We start from the raw sequence: 18,070 nt of genomic DNA on the forward strand, positions 1-18,070 counted from the left end.
CTTATTCTACCATTAAACGTGTTTGTTCAATACATTCTTTCACATAAGCCTCAATTGTAGCTTTGCTTTGAGATTGGATCGTTTGTTGTAACATGTAATTACTACGAAGGGATTGTTCAACAGATCCTCGTATCTTATTACAAATGTCATCCCAATTGTTATTAAACTCATCAAACACTTGTTGCCGTTGATCGCGATCCAAATCTTTAGCCAACGCTTCTTGTCGTTTCTGTTCTTCTGTCTTTTCTTTCCCAAAGAACCAGTTGGCGAGAAGGGCACCTCCACCTATTAACCAAGCCAACGGACCACCTAATAACATGGCGATAACCCCTCCAACCGCAGCTCCAGCGATACCTGTAACCAATCCGCTCATTAAAGAGCCATCGGTAAAATTAGCACTCAACTGACGCATTTGTTCTGCGATGATACTCATATCTATATCAGGTAAAGAAGACAGGGTAACTTGAGAACTTCCCATTTGAATTCCTTGTTGTGAATAGTTACTTACGATTTTATCCAGTCGATCACGAATCTCTTTTGTTTGATTTTCGAAAGCTTCCTTGTAACATTCCATCGCCCAATCTCCTACTTGATTGAGATCTTCGCTTATATTTTCTTCAATATAGGCTTGCAAGTCATTGATGGAAACATCCGTATCATTATCTCTGAAATTCGTTACGCAAGCACCTACCGTTCCAATAATTTCATCGGATAATTTATCACATAATGAATTTATAAATGGAGTGTAAATATTTGATTCGACGACAATATCATTCAACAATTGTTTGGTATTACCAACTCCTCCTGACCGAATATCACTTCTTGCTAATTCTGCGACACCTCTTGAAATGGTTAAAGATGGATCTTGATCTCTATATACTAAATCTATTGGAAGTCCCCAACAATCTTCTATCAGTTTTTGAATAAAATCCATACGAGAAGCCCCACCTGTTAAGAATGCAGCTTTTATGGGATTTCTGCCAACATGATTATTTTTAAAATCAAGCATAGCTTGGCGAATTTCTGAAATATACCCCTTTGTCTCTAACATTAGGTTCAACTCTCCAGGCTGAAACACAAATTTCATCTTTGAATCCTCAAATTCTTCATCATCAACAATATCTTCAAAATTTACAGTTTTCTTATAGCGGATATTGGGATCAAAATAAATATTTTCTTTGGCACATCGAGTTTCATATAACAACGTGGCAATCAGTTTTGGATATTGTTTCTCGAATGCAACAATATCTTCGTTTCTACCACGAATATCCGCATACATTAACTTTTCTACTTGTGAAGCCCCACAATCATACCCAAAGTCTATCGGAGCATTTCCTGCTCTCAAGTATGTAAAGTCTAAAGTACTTGACCCCATATCAAAAACGATAGCTCCCTGTGATATGTATTGGGGAAGTCCAGAAGTTGTATCTAACTGTGCCTTTATAAAAGCCGCACGAGATTCTGAAGTAATACCTGCAATCGGCAAACCGGCTTTAGCAGCCATTTGTCCATAGAGATTTTTAGCTTTTTCATCCCAACCGGAAGGTGTAGCAATATAAATAAGATGGTTGCTATCACTGAATAACGCTCCATTCTTTTCTCGGATGAGCGCGTAGACTTCGTGCATATAGCGAATCATCAACTGTTCTTTTTCACCATTAATATTCTCCGGTTTTTTCTTAAATAAAACTTCAACTATTGCCTTTTTTAATCTTTCTGGTGAAAAAGCGGCTTCTCCTAAAAACGCTTGACCATCCGGCTGTATATTAATAGCAGTAGGAAGAACTTTACGATTGGAACCAAAGTCTATATCCTTTACTATCTCTAAATCTCCCCGGGCTAAATCCCAACCAATCGGACAAAAAGCCGCAGAAGTTTCACCATGACCGAAGTCGATTCCAATCACATATTTATGCTTATTCTTATCGGGAATAATTGCCCAATCATACTTTCTATCAACTTGCATATTCTTCATTAAATTAAAGTCACTTATTGAATAGTCATTATTCCCTTCTGAATAATCATAATCTTTTGTTCTATTTTGCGTTTTAGCTTGGTAATCATCTCTATCAATATAAGATTGTTTTCTCCAATATTCTGCTTTAGAATAATTTTTTTCTAAAATTGCCGTACCTGTAGAATATCTCAATGACAATTCCATACAAGCATCTTTATCTCCGTTATTCGCTAACCTAATTACAGTTTTAGTCGGGGTATCTGTATATCTTCCCATAATTTTTAAATTAAGCTTTCACAAACACTTTACCTCTCTTAACTAAAATCCCATTCTTTATAATTGCAGGATATATCATGGTTGGAGTATCAACCTTAGTTGATTCCATCTGTTCAAACCAACTCATTTTGTCTTCGCTAAAGGAAACGACTTCTAATCCATAGCTTCCCAATGAATCAACAACTTGTTCGATCCGTTCATCCATTTTAGTCAATCGTCTACCATCCGGTTGTTGAGAATAAGCCACCCCTAATAAAGACTGAATACTTTCCAATAAAAGACTATAATCTCTTTCTAATGTCGGCTTTTCCTGCGATTCATATTTATTGACAACTTTCTGTATTTGATTACGGAAAGTACTGATCAATGAATCAATACTATCACAAGTTTGTTGTATGATATTCAAGAATGTAGTTACATCAATCTCCGTATTTACAATTGTAGCTTCTACTTTTGGCTTAGTTGTAATTGCTTTTGCATTTTCGCCCACATTCTTTTTACCGGATTTTGTTGCCAAATAAAGAACAATAGCAGTTCCGGCAATCGCACCAAATACAGCTCCCCAGCCACTACCTAAAGCCATTTTTCCAAATACAGCACCGCCACCTGCACCGATCAGTGTCTTTGTACCATCTAACTTTTGAGATAAGAACATTTCAATAGGATTACTCTCTATTTGATTCTTTTTTTCTTCTGCAAAAGAAGTTTTTATCTCAATCTCCTTTTCCGTCAACTTTCGACCCATTTCTTGCTGTGCTTTAAGCAGTGATAATGCAGCCTGCAAAATATAATCTTCCGAGACTGAAAGATTCTGCCGATATTCTCCACCTTGATTAAACAATGAATCAAAGTAGTTGGTAACAACGCTTTGAATCTTGTTTACATCTTTCGGTAACATTAAACCTGTTAACTCTTTTGCTAATGCCTGTTTGTTTGCTCCAAACAGCGAGGCCAAGGTTTGTTTTGTTTGCATATAATTTTGTTCTTAATCTTTTATTATTAAATAGTCTTTGATTTATTGCATAATTACTTTATTTCTCATTATTTATATAATTCAAACATCTCATTTTTCCATACATTATCATCCTTAACCATCTGCCTAAAGAAACGACGGATATAACCCAAATAAATCAGACCGAATATGCCAATCCCTACCCAATAGAAGGGAGTCCATGTAAACGAAAACCAACCGGTTGGTGGAACATAAATGTGATATTTATATATAAGATATAGAAGAATGGGAAGATTCCATAATGAGCTTAGAGCAAAATGCCGAATCTCTTCACTCAACTTGCTTTGTTTATATACTTTTGTTTTCGCACTGATCACATTGTTTAATCGATTTGCATAGAATGAATCCGGCATCAAAAAAGCAGTATCTTGCCCATAACAAAACTCACTCAATATACCATCATAATCTTTTGTTCCCGGAATGCTGTTAGTGCCAATTTTATCCATTAACAAAGCTTGTAATTTATGATATTCAAGCTCATCGCTATATCGAATGGCTTGATGAATCAAGTCGCATGCTTGTGAATAATAAGATTGCCCGTTTTGAGGTTGTTTGTCAATTGCTTCATAAAGGCAAAGAGCAGTAAGAAATAAAAATTTAGCCTTTATTCCACTATTCGTAATTTGATTGTACGATACTTTTTGTATAAACAAATCTATTTGCTCGGATGTAGATAAAATCTCATTCTTATGAGTAACATACTGTTCCCAACAACCATCAAATATCGCTCGATCTTTTTCTAATGAATTTACAGCCGCACCAGTTAATGAACCTATTGTTTTCTTCATTTCCGGTTGCGCATTTCCACTTAATACTACACTTTTGGTAAGATTTTTATCACTTATTCCCATACTCCCAGGCATCTCTTTCCCGCCCACCAAGTCCCCAAATTCAGGCTAACATACATATATGCAAAGAAGCGTGAGACTTGTCCTGCTGTTCATCTGATTCAGGCATCGCCAAACGCCTCGCAAAAATGAACGAAGAAACAATATTCCCACGCTGTATGTTTATGTATAGGTATGAGGAATACATACCAAGTACATATACAAAACAGAATGAGCGTCACATTGTCTCTATCCCTTTGCTTGAAATTGGCGATTTCGAATCAAGGATAAAGCAAAAAACGCATTCTTATCTATACCGGCGATTTCTCCCGCCGGATGAGGCAAAGATACGTTTTTCTTTTACAATGCAACGCTCTATGAGAATATTATTTCTTCAAAAGTAGGTATTTTATTATAACCAAACAAAAGAAGCCCCTGCCTCGATAGTTTTCTTACTATCAGGCAGGGGCTTTCCGTTTACTTCCCTAGACCGCTCTTATTCTATCTCAGGTCTATCATCTCCATCATCGGAAGCTGTTTTGGAATCCTTTGTACTATCCACCACGTCGAACTCAAACTCCATCGAGTTCATCACCGCCTTCAATTCCGCACTGGGAAGAAAACGCAGTTTTACTTTGTGGATGGAAGAAACATTCACCGCCTCTTCCGCCACACTGCTCTTCGCATTGAAAGAGGGGACAAAAGTTCCAAAACCAGCCACTTGCACGGAGTGGCCTTGACGGATGAAAGTCGTCATGGATTTCACCAACCCATATACCACGGACTGAACCAGTCCTAGATTAATACCAGAGACCGTAGCGACCTGCTCGCAAAGAGCCTCAAATTTAACTACTGTTGCCCGGTCAGGGACAAGCACATACTTTTCGGTCTTCGTTTTATCAAAACCGAAAGCTTTTTTCACTCTTCTAACTCGTAAAGCCATACTCTTTTTTGCTTATGAGTTAAACAGCTACAAGAATTTAACTCTCACATATTTATTCCTACATTCTTGCTAACTCGGATAAATCTACCCCACCCAAACTGTATGAAAACACAAACATTCTCCACACTGCTTGCGGGCAGCAACAAAAATTGATTTTACGGGAGAGAAAAGTTTTCGTTAAGGCTAACTTAATCATTGAATTTAAAACCACCAGAAGAAAGGCTGAAAAATGATACTTCTCCTCGATAACGTACCATCGACTTTAAATGTTCCATCATTAAGATGAATGATGCTTCTATTTAGAACGCTTCATCAAGCAATCAGAATTGCTACTCCCGTTACGAACGGCAAACTTACAAACAGGATTATTAATAAACAAATATGCCGTTGTCTTCTTTTTAAGGAATAACATTTTTTAGCAATATATCTCTTTTTATCAAGAAAACAGAAAACTACTTAGTAAGTAGACCTTCATCTGCTTAGTAAGTAGACAAACCTCTGCTTATTAAGTAGCCAAGGGGGTTACTTAATAAGTAGTTTTTACCTGTGTAGGGGTTGTTCAAAGCTCTACTTTATATGGAAGCCTTTCGATAAGCATCGACCGCTTCTTTTACCGAGCCGTACATCAGAAGTAACCGTTGCGACTGACCATAATTCAATCCTAGTTCCTCAGCGACCATCCGTGTCCCACGGTCGATCAGTTTCTGGTTGGTAAGTTGCATATTTACCATCCGGTTGCCTTTTACACGTCCCAGTTGGATCATTACCGAAGTAGAGATCATGTTCAGGATCATCTTTTGCCCTGTTCCGGATTTCATTCGCGAACTGCCGGTAACAAACTCCGGACCTACGATCATTTCAATGGCTACATCTGCCTCCGCTGCCATCGGAGAATCCGGGTTACTGGAAATGGAAGCTGTCAGGATTCCTTGCTCACGTGCCTTGCGCAAAGCTCCTATTACATAGGGAGTCGTCCCGGAAGCGGCAATGCCGATTACTGTATCTTTTGTTGTGATATGATGCTCCTGCAATTCCTCCCAACCGCGGTTCAGATCATCTTCCGCATTTTCTACCGGATTACGAAGCGCTTTGTCTCCACCCGCGATCAGTCCGATCACCAGGGTTGGCGGCATTCCGAAAGTAGGGGGTATCTCCGAAGCATCAAGTACGCCCAGACGTCCGCTTGTGCCGGCGCCCAGATAAAAGATACGTCCCCCTTGTTTCATCCGGGGGACGATCTGTAACACAAGTTCTTCAACTTTAGGTATCGTTTTCCGGACTGCTGACGCGACCTTCTGGTCTTCCGTATTTATATCGTCCAGTAATTCCCGGACCGACTTGCTTTCCAGATTATTATATAATGAGTCTTGCTCTGTTATCTTAGTAAACGACATATTAAATATGTATTATGTATGTTGCTAAACAGATACAAAACTAACAAAATTTATGTCTGCGAACCTCTTCTTACTTATACATTTCTTTCAACCATTGGAACCGTGCCATATTTTGTTCCGGATAAGTCCAGTGACCAGTTTCCAGATAAAGATGTAGTTCTTTTGCTCCCGGAATGACATTATAAGCGGAATACATGGAAGTTGGAGGACAAGTCACATCATTATATCCCCAGCTATACCATCCCGGTGCATTTACGCGACGGGCAAAATTAACCACATCGAAATAAGCTAATGTCTCCACCTCATTCGGACCAGGTTTTGCATTCCGGTAATAATGAGGCCAGCCACCGGCACGCTGATGTAAATAACCGGCATAATCACATAAGGCCGGATAGAATGCTGCCAGAAACTTAATACGCGGATCCAATCCTGCCGTAACGATAGAAAGCGCTCCTCCCTGGCTACCACCGGTTACACCGACAGTCGAACCGTCAAATTCAGGCAAAGAGAAAATAAAATCCACCGCTCTCACACAACCGAGATACACCCGTTTGTAATAATGGGCGTCACGATCATTCTTATTGATCCCGGGATATCCGTTCAAAGCACCAGATGCCAGGTTATTATATACTTCCTGGGGCATATTTACCGGAATTCCATGAATACCGATCTCTAATGTGATAACATCATCCCCTAAATTCATGCCGTTATACGGACGGATACCGGCACCCGGAACCTGGAGGATAGCCGGATATACCCCTTCCTTTTTTGGGACAACCAGAATACCATACATACGGGACCCTGGACGCTCATTCTGAAAACTGACATGATAAACGTTTTGCGTAGATGTACATCTTTCCGGCATCAATACCATTTTAGGGTCTAGAGAGGTTTTACGGGCATCTTCAATCGCCTGCTTCCAGAAACTGTCGAAATCTTTCGGATCAGCGGTTGTCGGCCGGATTCTTTCTTCATCTACGGCAACCGTAGCCATTCCCTCATAATTACGACCATCTACTTTTGCTATGACCTTACAACGCAAAAAACCAGGTTCATTCATGGAGCCTTTTAATGTTGTTTTACCATTTTTCAAAAGCACATCCGCTTCTTTCTTTACGGGGAAATACTCCGGCCCCACTTCATAATCAACTACCACGTCTTTCAGGAGATTTTCATTTCTAAAGACTTGAACAGTAAAAGTAACTTCCTCTTTTTGTTTGTATTTCCAGTCTGTCCGATCCGGAGATACCACCACATTGACCAATTTCTGGGCCGGCTGAGCCTCCAGCCCTAACGAACTTCCTACCAGCAATACCAGAAGGAAGCAGAATGAGAATAACACTTTTTTCATCTTGAGAATTTATTAAATATAAGATTACAAACACAACAAAGATAAATACGATCTATCAGATATCAAAGCGTTGATTGGCCATGATATGCAATCAGTCCTTCCATCGGACTTCGAGCGACCATCCCCAGACGGATTCCCAAATCAAACGCCATCTCCTTCAATACATCCTGATAATACCAGGCTACCGAACCTACCAGGTGGACAGGCTGTTCAAAATAATCGTACTGTTTCACATTCCGGGTAAAAAAAGCCAGAAAACTACGGGTAACCAACTCCCAGATAGCCGGTTCATCCAGATGCTCCCGTATAAAAGGAGAAAATCCTGCCAGAAAACGATTAGGGAAAGGCTGCCGGTAAACCTTGTCCATAATCAGGGCCGGGGTCAACTCATATTGTGTCAGGAACTGATCTTTCAGGGCCGGAGGCAACTGGTCTTTCAGGACATCACCAATCAATAATTTCCCCAATACCGCACCACTCCCCTCATCGCCCAGGATAAATCCCAGAGGAGAGACATTCTTTACAATCTCCCTGCCATCATAATAACAGGAGTTGGAACCGGTCCCCATAATGCAGGCAATCCCCGGCTGATCTCCGCACAGGGCACGGGCAGCCGCAAGCAAGTCGCTCCCTACCTCTACCGGAACAGGCAGATACTGGTTGACGGCCCGCCTGATCATATCATTCTTCTCCGGAAAAGCACATCCTGCTCCATAAAAATAAATAGCTGAAGGTTTGAAACCTTTTAGAGAAGGTAGCAGGCCGGCTTCTATCTCCTTCCCGATTTCCTCTTCTGTCTGAAAAAAAGGATTCGTACCCCGTGTTTTGAAACGGAGGATAGATTCACCATTCTCTACCACACACCAATCAGTCTTCGTGGACCCACTATCAGCTATCAATATCATATTTCACTTTATTATAAAATCAATCAATACGTCTGTCTTTTCTGCCAAATGCAGGATCAATCTTCAGGAAAGCCGTCACTGCCAAAGTGATCAGGCAGCATCCCATCACCCACCAGAAAAAGTGCTCATATCCCAACTGCTCCTGCAACCAGCCGGCAATCATTCCCGGCAACATCATACCTAAAGCCATAAATGCCGTACAGATAGCATAATGAGCCGTCTTATGTTCGCCCTCTGAGAAATAAATAAGAAACAGCATATAGGCCGTAAAGCCGAATCCATACCCAAACTGTTCCATAAAGACACATACATTTATAATAAGCAGATTCTCCGGCAGGGCACTGCTCAGGTAAATAAAGACCAGATCCGGCAAAGTAATAGCCAGCGCCATCGGCCAAAGCCATTTCTTCAGTCCGCCTTGTGCCGCAACAATACCTCCGATGATCCCGCCTAAAGTCAGCCCGATGATCCCGATCGTTCCATAAACAAGGCCGATCTCTGCCGTTGATAATCCGAGTCCTCCTACATCACGCGGATCGATCAGGAAAGGAGTGACCAGTTTTACCAGTTGTGCTTCCGGGAAACGGTATAGTAGCATAAACAGGATCGCAATCAGGGCCTGTTTCTTCTTAAAAAACGAAACAAATGTAGCAAAGAATTCTTTAAACAGGGTAGAAGCCGTCACAGCGACAGCCGGCCTGTCCGATTCGGGTGTCGGCAATATATATTTATGATACAGGCATAGCCCGATAAATAGACCTGCCAGGATCAAAAATGTGACCGACCAGGCCAGCGGTATCTTTCCGGTACTTTCCTCCAAAGTACCTGCCAGCATCACCAACAGACCTTGTCCGGCAATAGTTGCGATACGGTAAAATGTACTTCGTATCCCGACATAAAATGCCTGGTCATGCGAATCCAGCGCTAACATATAGAAACCGTCAGCTGCAATATCATGCGTCGCAGAACTGAACGCCACTAACCAAAAGACAGCAAGGGTCACCTGAAAGAAATAATCCATCGGAATAGTGAAGGCAATACCCGCCAGTCCTGCACCTATCAAAAACTGCATGGTAACCACCCACCAGCGCTTCGTCTTCAGCAAATCGACAAAAGGACTCCAGAAGGGTTTGATCACCCAGGGGAGATAAAGCCAACTGGTATAGAGGGCAATATCTGTATTACTGATCCCCAAACGTTTATACATAATGACAGAGATCGTCATCACTGCCACATAAGGAAGGGCCTCCGCAAAATAAAGCGTGGGTATCCAACTCCATGGAGACGATACTGTGGATTTTCCGGTTAATAGTTTCATTTTCGCGGGCTAGATTGTATCATTTTACGTACTATTTCATTCTTCTCTTCTTCTGAAATGCTTACTTCCCGCAAAATAGTTTCAAGATCTTCAGACGTCACCTTATCAAAATCCTTCTCTAAAGGGGTGATAAAGAGACCGGCCATCTCAACCGTTGCCGGACTGATCAGGATATTAGCATCTCCTTCTGCATAAAAACAGGACGGACGCAATTCCTTACGAGGGAATATACAGGATATCCAGTTATCCTCATCCTTCCAAGCATCCTCATCCTTCCAAGTAACCACATTCATCATCGGTTCAGAATCTCCTTCTTTTATTTCCAGTTGTGCGTATAATTGTTTAAAAGCATAATCGGCTTCGCGCAAATCACTGGAGATCAGCAGAAATGCAGACGCCATAAAATCGTAAAGTACATAAAGAACCGTATTACGCCCCTCCCAGACTATACCCTTGGAAGCCTTTTTATAGTTTACTTCTATCGGCAAATTTCCCCGTTCCATTGCCTGGAAATGCATATGATCCGGAGCAGAAGCTCCACATTTCGGACCATTGTAAAAGACGGCATAATCCTGAAGATCGTGTGCCAAGCACAGCATATCCTCATAATAAGGAAGAATTTGCTGATCTTCATGCCACTTCAATGGTATCGTCAGATGTCCGCCGGAGATTGGATAAGGATTAACCAGTATATCGAAAGCATCATTGTAATCAATACCATATTGTTCTTCCGGCCGGTGACAAAAAAAACACGGTCGTGCCTGCAAAGAAGCAGCGTCTGTTTTAGCAGCTGATGAACGGATACGCTCCGGATTGAACTGTAATATAACAGGGAAATCTCTTATCCAAAGATTCCGGGTCTTAAGGTTTGCCAAAGCATAGGTATTCGTGCGAACCAACTCCCAATCTCTTATCTGTTCGTCGAGAAGATCTTCTACGCGTTCTCTCAACTCATTCATTTCAGACTTATCAATCATATCATTTTCGATTTAACGTTCTTCGGGTAGCTAATTCAATGGTTCGGATACTGTCTTTATAGGCATTATGTTCGTTGGTTTTCCGGATATCCAATGCGGCATCGGTATTGTCCTCCCAACGGCGGCAAAGATAAAGGACATCGTAAATACGTCCGATCCGGTAAATACGCGATATAGCCAATCCTATGGCATAATCTTCGCCATAACTCACATTCGGCATTTTCAACTCGCGAAGAATCGGGGTATAAAAAGCACGGGGTGCTCCCAGTCCATTGATACGCAAAGCATTATTACGCCCATTCTCTTCCGTCCATTCCCGGTGGTCGATAATGCCGGGCGCTATTTCATTCAGGTCAAAATCAGTCATTTTATAGGTTCCGATCACCATTGCACAACTTTCCGCATAAAAAGCATCTACAATCTTTTGCAAAGTATCGGGACCGCTATACACATCATCACTGTCAAGCTGTACACAGAACTTACCGCACGAAGGATGGGCAGCCGCCTCATTCCAGCAACCGCCGATTCCGAGATCGTCACGTTCGGGGATCAGGTGTATCAGACGTTTATCTTCAGCATACCGCTGAATAACCTCTGTTGTCCCGTCGGTCGAATGATTGTCGACAATAATCAGGTTGAAGTCAAAATTGGTCTGCTGCCTAAAAACAGAACGGATCGCATCCTCAATCGTACGGACACGGTTGCGGACAGGGATGATCACAGATGCTTCGCAAGGGAAACCTTTCTTCTTGAACTTTACCTTCAAAGGTTTCTTCTTCAAAAAAGCACCCAAATATTTCAGATAGACAGTACAGGCCGATTCCATTTCCTCCTGCACCTCACGGTTCTTTGGATCCACATAATCAAACTGTTTCTCGCCGCTTTTCCGATTATCTTCTTCTGTAAAAGAATAAAGATACTCCCGGATATGAACAATAGTCTCCGGCATAAATGAGGCATCGAGCTGGTAAAGATAGAAACCTGCATAGACATACTCCGGAAACATTTTTTTACGAGATTCGAAATAATAGTTCAATTCATCGTAATTAAGCAGCAATAACGGACCGAAATCAAAATCATCCCGTATGCTTCCCTCCTGATAATCGTTCAACGGATGTTCCTGCCGGATACCGTTACATATTTTATAATGATCGGCATAAACGATTTTACAACATCTGTTTTCAGCGACAAAAAGCATCCGCTCCAGTCCGTTTTGTCCGAACCTCAAAGGAGTTGTACCAGTATAAAATAAGACATTCCGCTCATCGGCATGTTCCCAAATAGTACGCAAAGTATTTGTACCGGTCAGCGTATCGACCTGCAGGATTTCGCAACCGTCACAAGCTTCCGCCTGCAATGAATCAGAAGCTAAAAGATATATTTTATTAACCAGCCCGGTACTCCTGAGTTCGTCTACAGTCAGTTTCACCATGGCTGGAGAAACATAAGGCAAAAAACAATTTACTGTTTGCATAATAGCACTTTTAAGATTGTCGGGTAAAGATAACAAAAAGATTAATCCTCCTCCCAGTAAAAGTCATCATAAAGCTCTTCTTCTCTTTGTTTTTTCCGGTATTTTTTCAGAAAAGCTCGCATTCCCGTAAGTGTAGAAACGCTTTGCATATACTCTTCCACTGTTTTCAGCAGGTTTTTCTGCTGGGATAAAAGAATATCCAGGTGAATATCTATCTCTTTCAAAGGAACTGTTCTCAATTGCGTATAAGCATTTTCCACACCAGGCAAAGGAGCCTGACAAATCAGGTAAAATTCTTCTTCCAAGCGATTCAACTGTGCACGCAAAATCTTATTATAACGTTTCAGAACCTCATCCGTCTGCGATTGAGGTGTCTTTGCCGATTCTTCCTGCAACCAGTTAATCTGCATCATCAACAAGGAAGCCAAGTCTTTTTGTTTATATGCTTCCGTCAGTTGTTTCATCCGTTCTTCCTTCTGTGCACGCAATGTTTCATCTGTTTCCCGGTCCGGATGAAGTTCCTTCACCAGTTCCAGATATATTTCACGCATTGACTTTAAAGTTTGTTCCTCCTGCAATTTCTGATTCAATTCGGCTTTGGTCATTTTCCTTTCCCTGGACTGCGACGATTTCTGTTCCTCTCTGGCTGCACGCCTCTGTTGTTCTTTTTCTTCCGCCGCCTCCATTTTCTCCATCTCATTCTTCATTAAATCATTAAAAGCGTTGAGCAGTTCCTCTTCCGTCTTTGCGTTTTTCATTTTCTTATTGAGTTTAAAACCCATCATTTGGATAGCGAACAACGTATCCTGTACTGCTTCCATTTCCAGTTCTTCATGAGTCATTCCGGATGAGAGTTCCTCATATTTATGAACGAGGGGAACAATAACGGAGCGTTGCTCCTCATTCATATAGTCAGTCACTCCTTCACTTTCAGCAGCAATAAGATCTATCAGCGTTTTCCGATCCGTTTTACTCAGTTTTCCTTCTTCATATATTCCATCCAGATAAATCAGATAATCATATTTCATTGCTGTCTCTTTCTCAAATAGAGATTTAGCATGCTCCTGATAGAAAGTTCTGATTTTTCGTTCCTTCTCAGGAATAAACGTGATCTCTGCCTTTAGTTCATTTATCTTCCTGTTCAGGCGATTGAACTCAGACTGGGCAGCGGTAAGTTTCGTTCTTCCTTTCTTTTTAATAACAGGAGTCAGGGACAAATCATCATTTGCCACATCCTGATCTTGAAATAGTTTTGCTTGTTTGTTCATATCAATACTTATATGGTAATAAAAAAACTGCGTAACTCTCCACCGAAAGCTACGCAGTCTCCTATTTATAATAAAAACTTTACAGCTATTATTCTTCTCCTAACAGGATTTCCAGGATTTGAACGGCAGCCTTAGCGACTGATGTACCCGGACCGAAGATAGCGGCAACACCTGCCTTGTACAGGAAGTCGTAGTCCTGTGCAGGAATAACACCACCGGCGATAACGATAATGTCTTCGCGGCCTAACTTCTTCAGTTCATCGATAACTTGCGGTACCAATGTCTTGTGTCCGGCAGCCAAAGAAGAAACACCCATTACGTGAACGTCGTTTTCAACAGCCTGGCGGGCAGCTTCAGCCGGAGTCTGGAACAACGGTCCCATATCCACGTCGAAACCACAGTCGGCATAACCGGTAGCTACAACCTTAGCACCACGGTCGTGTCCGTCCTGACCCATCTTAGCGATCATGATACGCGGCTGGCGACCTTCTTTCTTAGCAAACTTTTCTGTCAGCTCGCAAGCCTTCAGGAAGTCGGCATCTTTCTTTGTTTCTGATGAATACACGCCTGATATAGTTCTGATGATTGCTTTATAACGTCCTACAACAACTTCGCAGGCATCAGAGATTTCTCCCAGTGATGCACGCAGGCCGGCAGCCTTAACAGCCAGTTCCAGCAAGTTGCCTTTCTTAGTTTTCACACATTCAGTGATGTCTGCCAATGCTTTCTGAACAGCTTCTTCGTCGCGGTTTTCACGCAACACCTTCAAATTGGCAATCTGTTCGTTACGTACGGCTGTGTTGTCGATTTCAAGGATATCGATCGGATCTTCTTTCGGCAGACGGTATTTGTTAACACCAACGATTGTCTGAACGCCTGAGTCAATACGAGCCTGAGTACGCGCAGCCGCTTCTTCGATACGCATCTTCGGAAGACCTGTTTCAATCGCTTTTGCCATACCGCCCATACTTTCGATTTCCTGGATCAATGCCCAACCTTTGTGTACCAGTTCGTTTGTCAAAGATTCTACATAGTAAGAACCGGCCCACGGGTCGATTTCCTTACAGATCTTTGTTTCTTCCTGGATATAAATCTGTGTATTACGGGCGATACGTGCAGAGAAGTCTGTCGGCAAGGCGATAGCTTCGTCCAACGCATTGGTGTGCAAAGACTGCGTGTGTCCCAGAGCAGCTGCCATCGCTTCGATACAAGTACGGCCTACGTTGTTGAACGGGTCCTGTTCGGTCAACGACCATCCTGATGTCTGGCAGTGAGTACGCAGCGCCAAAGATTTCGGGTTCTTGGCACCGAAACTCTTCACGATCTTCGCCCACAACATACGTGCGGCACGCATCTTGGCGATTTCCATGAAGTGGTTCACACCGATTGCCCAGAAGAATGACAGACGCGGAGCGAATGCATCCACATCGATACCTGCGTTAACACCGGCACGAAGATATTCCATACCGTCGCACAGGGTATAAGCCATTTCAATATCTGCTGTCGCACCGGCTTCCTGCATGTGGTAACCGGAGATAGAGATAGAGTTAAACTTAGGCATCTTCTGTGATGTATATTCGAAGATATCAGCGATAATCTTCATTGAGAATTCGGGCGGATAGATATACGTATTACGCACCATGAATTCTTTCAGGATATCGTTCTGGATAGTACCGGCCATTTCTTCCAACTTAGCGCCTTGTTCCAGACCTGCGTTGATATAGAATGCTAATACCGGAAGAACACCACCATTCATGGTCATGGAAACAGACATTTTGTTCAAAGGAATACCAGCGAACAATACTTTCATGTTTTCCAGCGAACAGATAGATACACCGGCTTTACCAACGTCACCTACAACACGTTCGTTATCGGCATCGTATCCGCGGTGTGTCGGAAGGTCGAATGCAACAGACAAACCTTTCTGGCCGGAAGCCAGGTTACGGCGGTAGAATGCATTTGATTCTTCTGCGGTAGAGAAACCGGCATACTGACGGATTGTCCAGGGACGCATAGCGTACATACCGCTATACGGGCCACGCAGATAAGGAGGCAGACCAGATGCATAGTGCAGATGCTCCATACCTTCCAGGTCTTCTTTTGTATATACTGGTTTCACCTCGATATGCTCGGGTGTTTTCCAATTGGCTTCGATGCCATTGGCTTTTGCCCATTCGGCAGCATTGGTTGCTGCAAAACCGGCATTCTTTATATCTATATTCTTAAAATTTGGTCTCATAATTGTTTCTACTTAAGCGATTCCTAATTTTGCGTTGAAAGCCTTCAATGTTTCAAGCACATTGCTCTTCACATTGATAAACTGATCGATACCCTGAGCTTTCAGGTCTTCCATGCATTCAGGAGCACCTGCTACAACGAATTCAGCACGTCCGGCCAACGCCTTATAAGCAGCAGGAGCATATTCTGCATATTCGTCATCACTAGAACAAAGAACAACGATTTGAGCACCGGCTTTCATCGCTGCCTCAACGCCAGCTTCAACAGTTTCGAAACCTAAGTTATCAATTACCTTATATCCGGCGCAAGCAAAGAAGTTGCTTGAGAACTGTGAACGGGCAATACGCATAGACAAGTTACCGATAGTCAGCATAAAGACATTCGGTGTCTTACCGCTGTTTTCAGTTGCCAGACGCAATGCTTCGAACTGAGATGCACCACGAGAGAAATCAAGAGGAGTAACCGTTGCTTCACCGCAAGAATGACCACCACCGCAGCAGCAGGAAGCAGTTTCTTTAATCTTACCGGCAGCCACTTCCGTAAAGTTCGGGAACTGGTTAGAACCCAGCAGAATTTCACGACGGGTAGCAACCGCTTTCTTACGAGCTGTATTGGAAGCATTCACTGCATTCTGGATATTTCCGTTAGCAACTTCAGCTGCGAAACCACCTTTGTCTTCTACTTCCAGGAACAGGTTCCAGGCAACTTCAGCTAACGAGTTTGTCAGTACTTCCACATAATAAGAACCGGCAGAAGGATCGACTACCTTGTCCAGGTGACATTCTTCTTTCAGTAACAACTGCTGGTTACGGGCGATACGTTCAGAGAAATCGTCCGGAGTCTGATAAGTCTTATCGAAAGGACGTACAGTAATAGAATCGACACCTGCCAAAGCAGCAGACATCGCTTCAGTCTGAGAACGCAACAAGTTTACATGAGCATCGTAAACAGTCATGTTCCATTCGGAAGTCTGAGCATGTGCGTTCATCTTGCATGCACATTTGCATTCTGGATTGTAAGCAGCAACAATTTCAGCCCACAACCAACGTGCTGCACGGAACTTAGCAATTTCCATGAAGTAGTTAGAACTGATACCCAGATTAAATTTAATCTTTTTGGCAACTTCGTCTGCGCTGAATCCAGCTTCAGTCAATTTAGCCATCAGTTCGTTACCCCAAGCCAGTGCATAACCCAGTTCCTGAGTAATATAAGCACCTGCATTATTGAAGTAGAAAGCGTTTACAGCTAACACTTTATAACCTGGTAGTGCCTGACCTGCTTTGAGCACAGCAGATGCAGCTTCTACCCAGTTTCCATTTTCTTTACCTTTTACCAACGGTTTCTTGAACGGGTCATAGTTTACAGAACCGAAACATTTGTTCAGGTCTACGTCTTTTCCCTTCAGGATATATTCCAGGATACCGATCAGTTTTTCAGCCTTGCAGTTGCAAGTGTTGAAGTTCAGTTCAGTAGCTTCCGGACAGATACCGTTTAATAATGTTGCAATATTTTCAGCATTCACTTCATCACCTTTGATGATGAAACCGAGAGAAGTAACACCTTTAGTCAGCAAATCAAGAGCCTTTTCGTTGGCTTCCTTGAAACAGGTTACTTCAATGTTCTGGCGTACCTTCCAGTCGTTATCCTTCTTTGTTCCGCGAACATAAGGGAATTCACCGGGAAGAGACTCGGTAGTCTTCAAACCTTCGATGTCTTCTGCACGATAGAAAGGATTTACATTAAATCCTTCGCCTGTCTTCCAGACAAGCTTTTTCTCAAACGGAGCACCTTTCAGGTCAGCCGTAATCTTCGCCATCCACTCTTCAGTAGTGACCGGAGCGAATTCTGAGAAAAGTTTTTCTTTTAGTTCTGCCATAATATTAGTTATTTTAATACTGGTATTAGTAATTGTTCAATAGTATATTGTTCAATAACAGATGGCAAAGGTAGAATAAATAAACAGGAAGAACAATGAAAAATAAACGAAATTGCGCTCAGTTTTAACGCCTTTTAGTTGTATGAAGACAATTATAGTATCATAATGACAGGAAGAAACAAAATTCTTTACATTTTTTTCCGTTCCGGAGAACACCGAAACGAAATAATAACTATTTTTGTCCCGTCAAACAA

At 42.2% G+C, this 18,070-nt stretch carries 13 protein-coding genes; all 13 read right to left on the reverse strand.

The annotated features are described in order from the left end of the window. Position 1 precedes the first annotated feature (1 nt). On the reverse strand, positions 2-2,233 hold the full coding sequence (locus NBH15_RS17120; RefSeq protein ID WP_250823150.1) for a hypothetical protein: 2,232 nt from the start codon (positions 2,231-2,233) through the stop codon (positions 2-4). A gap of 10 nt (positions 2,234-2,243) precedes the next feature. Further along, positions 2,244-3,206, reverse strand: a complete 963-nt coding sequence (locus tag NBH15_RS17125) for a hypothetical protein (protein WP_250823151.1) — start codon at positions 3,204-3,206, stop codon at positions 2,244-2,246. 68 nt (positions 3,207-3,274) lie between these two features. Next, positions 3,275-4,096: a hypothetical protein gene (locus NBH15_RS17130; RefSeq protein WP_250823152.1), complete on the reverse strand. Its 822-nt coding sequence runs from the start codon at positions 4,094-4,096 to the stop codon at positions 3,275-3,277. A 472-nt stretch (positions 4,097-4,568) separates the two neighbouring features. After that, on the reverse strand, positions 4,569-5,015 hold the full coding sequence (locus tag NBH15_RS17135; RefSeq protein ID WP_250823153.1) for an HU family DNA-binding protein: 447 nt from the start codon (positions 5,013-5,015) through the stop codon (positions 4,569-4,571). 572 nt (positions 5,016-5,587) lie between these two features. Next, positions 5,588-6,409 carry an N-acetylmuramic acid 6-phosphate etherase gene (murQ, locus tag NBH15_RS17140; protein ID WP_250823154.1) on the reverse strand — a complete coding sequence of 274 codons (822 nt, stop codon included), beginning with the start codon at positions 6,407-6,409 and terminating at the stop codon, positions 5,588-5,590. A 70-nt stretch (positions 6,410-6,479) separates the two neighbouring features. After that, positions 6,480-7,760, reverse strand: coding sequence for an acetylxylan esterase (locus NBH15_RS17145; RefSeq protein ID WP_128133198.1), 1,281 nt, complete (start codon positions 7,758-7,760; stop codon positions 6,480-6,482). Between the two features lie 62 nt (positions 7,761-7,822). Further along, positions 7,823-8,665 (reverse strand): ATPase, encoded by an 843-nt coding sequence (locus NBH15_RS17150; protein ID WP_128133197.1) that lies wholly within the window; start codon positions 8,663-8,665, stop codon positions 7,823-7,825. Between the two features lie 19 nt (positions 8,666-8,684). Then, positions 8,685-9,983, reverse strand: a complete 1,299-nt coding sequence (locus NBH15_RS17155) for an MFS transporter (RefSeq protein WP_250823155.1) — start codon at positions 9,981-9,983, stop codon at positions 8,685-8,687. Continuing rightward, entirely contained in the window at positions 9,980-10,960 is a 981-nt protein-coding gene (locus tag NBH15_RS17160; protein ID WP_250823156.1) for a DUF4922 domain-containing protein, read from the reverse strand. The genes NBH15_RS17155 and NBH15_RS17160 overlap by 4 nt, the downstream gene beginning before the upstream one ends. 1 nt (position 10,961) lies before the next feature. Next, complete coding sequence (locus NBH15_RS17165; protein ID WP_250823157.1) at positions 10,962-12,434, reverse strand: glycosyltransferase family 2 protein; 1,473 nt, start codon at positions 12,432-12,434, stop codon at positions 10,962-10,964. A 41-nt stretch (positions 12,435-12,475) separates the two neighbouring features. Next, a complete protein-coding gene (locus tag NBH15_RS17170; RefSeq protein WP_250823158.1) occupies positions 12,476-13,702 on the reverse strand; it encodes a J domain-containing protein in 1,227 nt (408 codons plus the stop codon). Between the two features lie 88 nt (positions 13,703-13,790). After that, entirely contained in the window at positions 13,791-15,941 is a 2,151-nt protein-coding gene (scpA, locus tag NBH15_RS17175) for a methylmalonyl-CoA mutase (protein ID WP_010800522.1), read from the reverse strand. Positions 15,942-15,953: 12 nt separating this feature from the next. Next, the gene (gene mutA, locus NBH15_RS17180; RefSeq protein ID WP_128133193.1) at positions 15,954-17,816 is read right to left on the reverse strand and encodes a methylmalonyl-CoA mutase small subunit; all 1,863 of its coding nucleotides are present in this window, start codon (positions 17,814-17,816) and stop codon (positions 15,954-15,956) included. Between the last annotated feature and the right edge of the window lie 254 nt (positions 17,817-18,070).

It is taken from the genome of Parabacteroides caeci (assembly GCF_023656795.1).
GTDB lineage: Bacteria > Bacteroidota > Bacteroidia > Bacteroidales > Tannerellaceae > Parabacteroides > Parabacteroides segnis.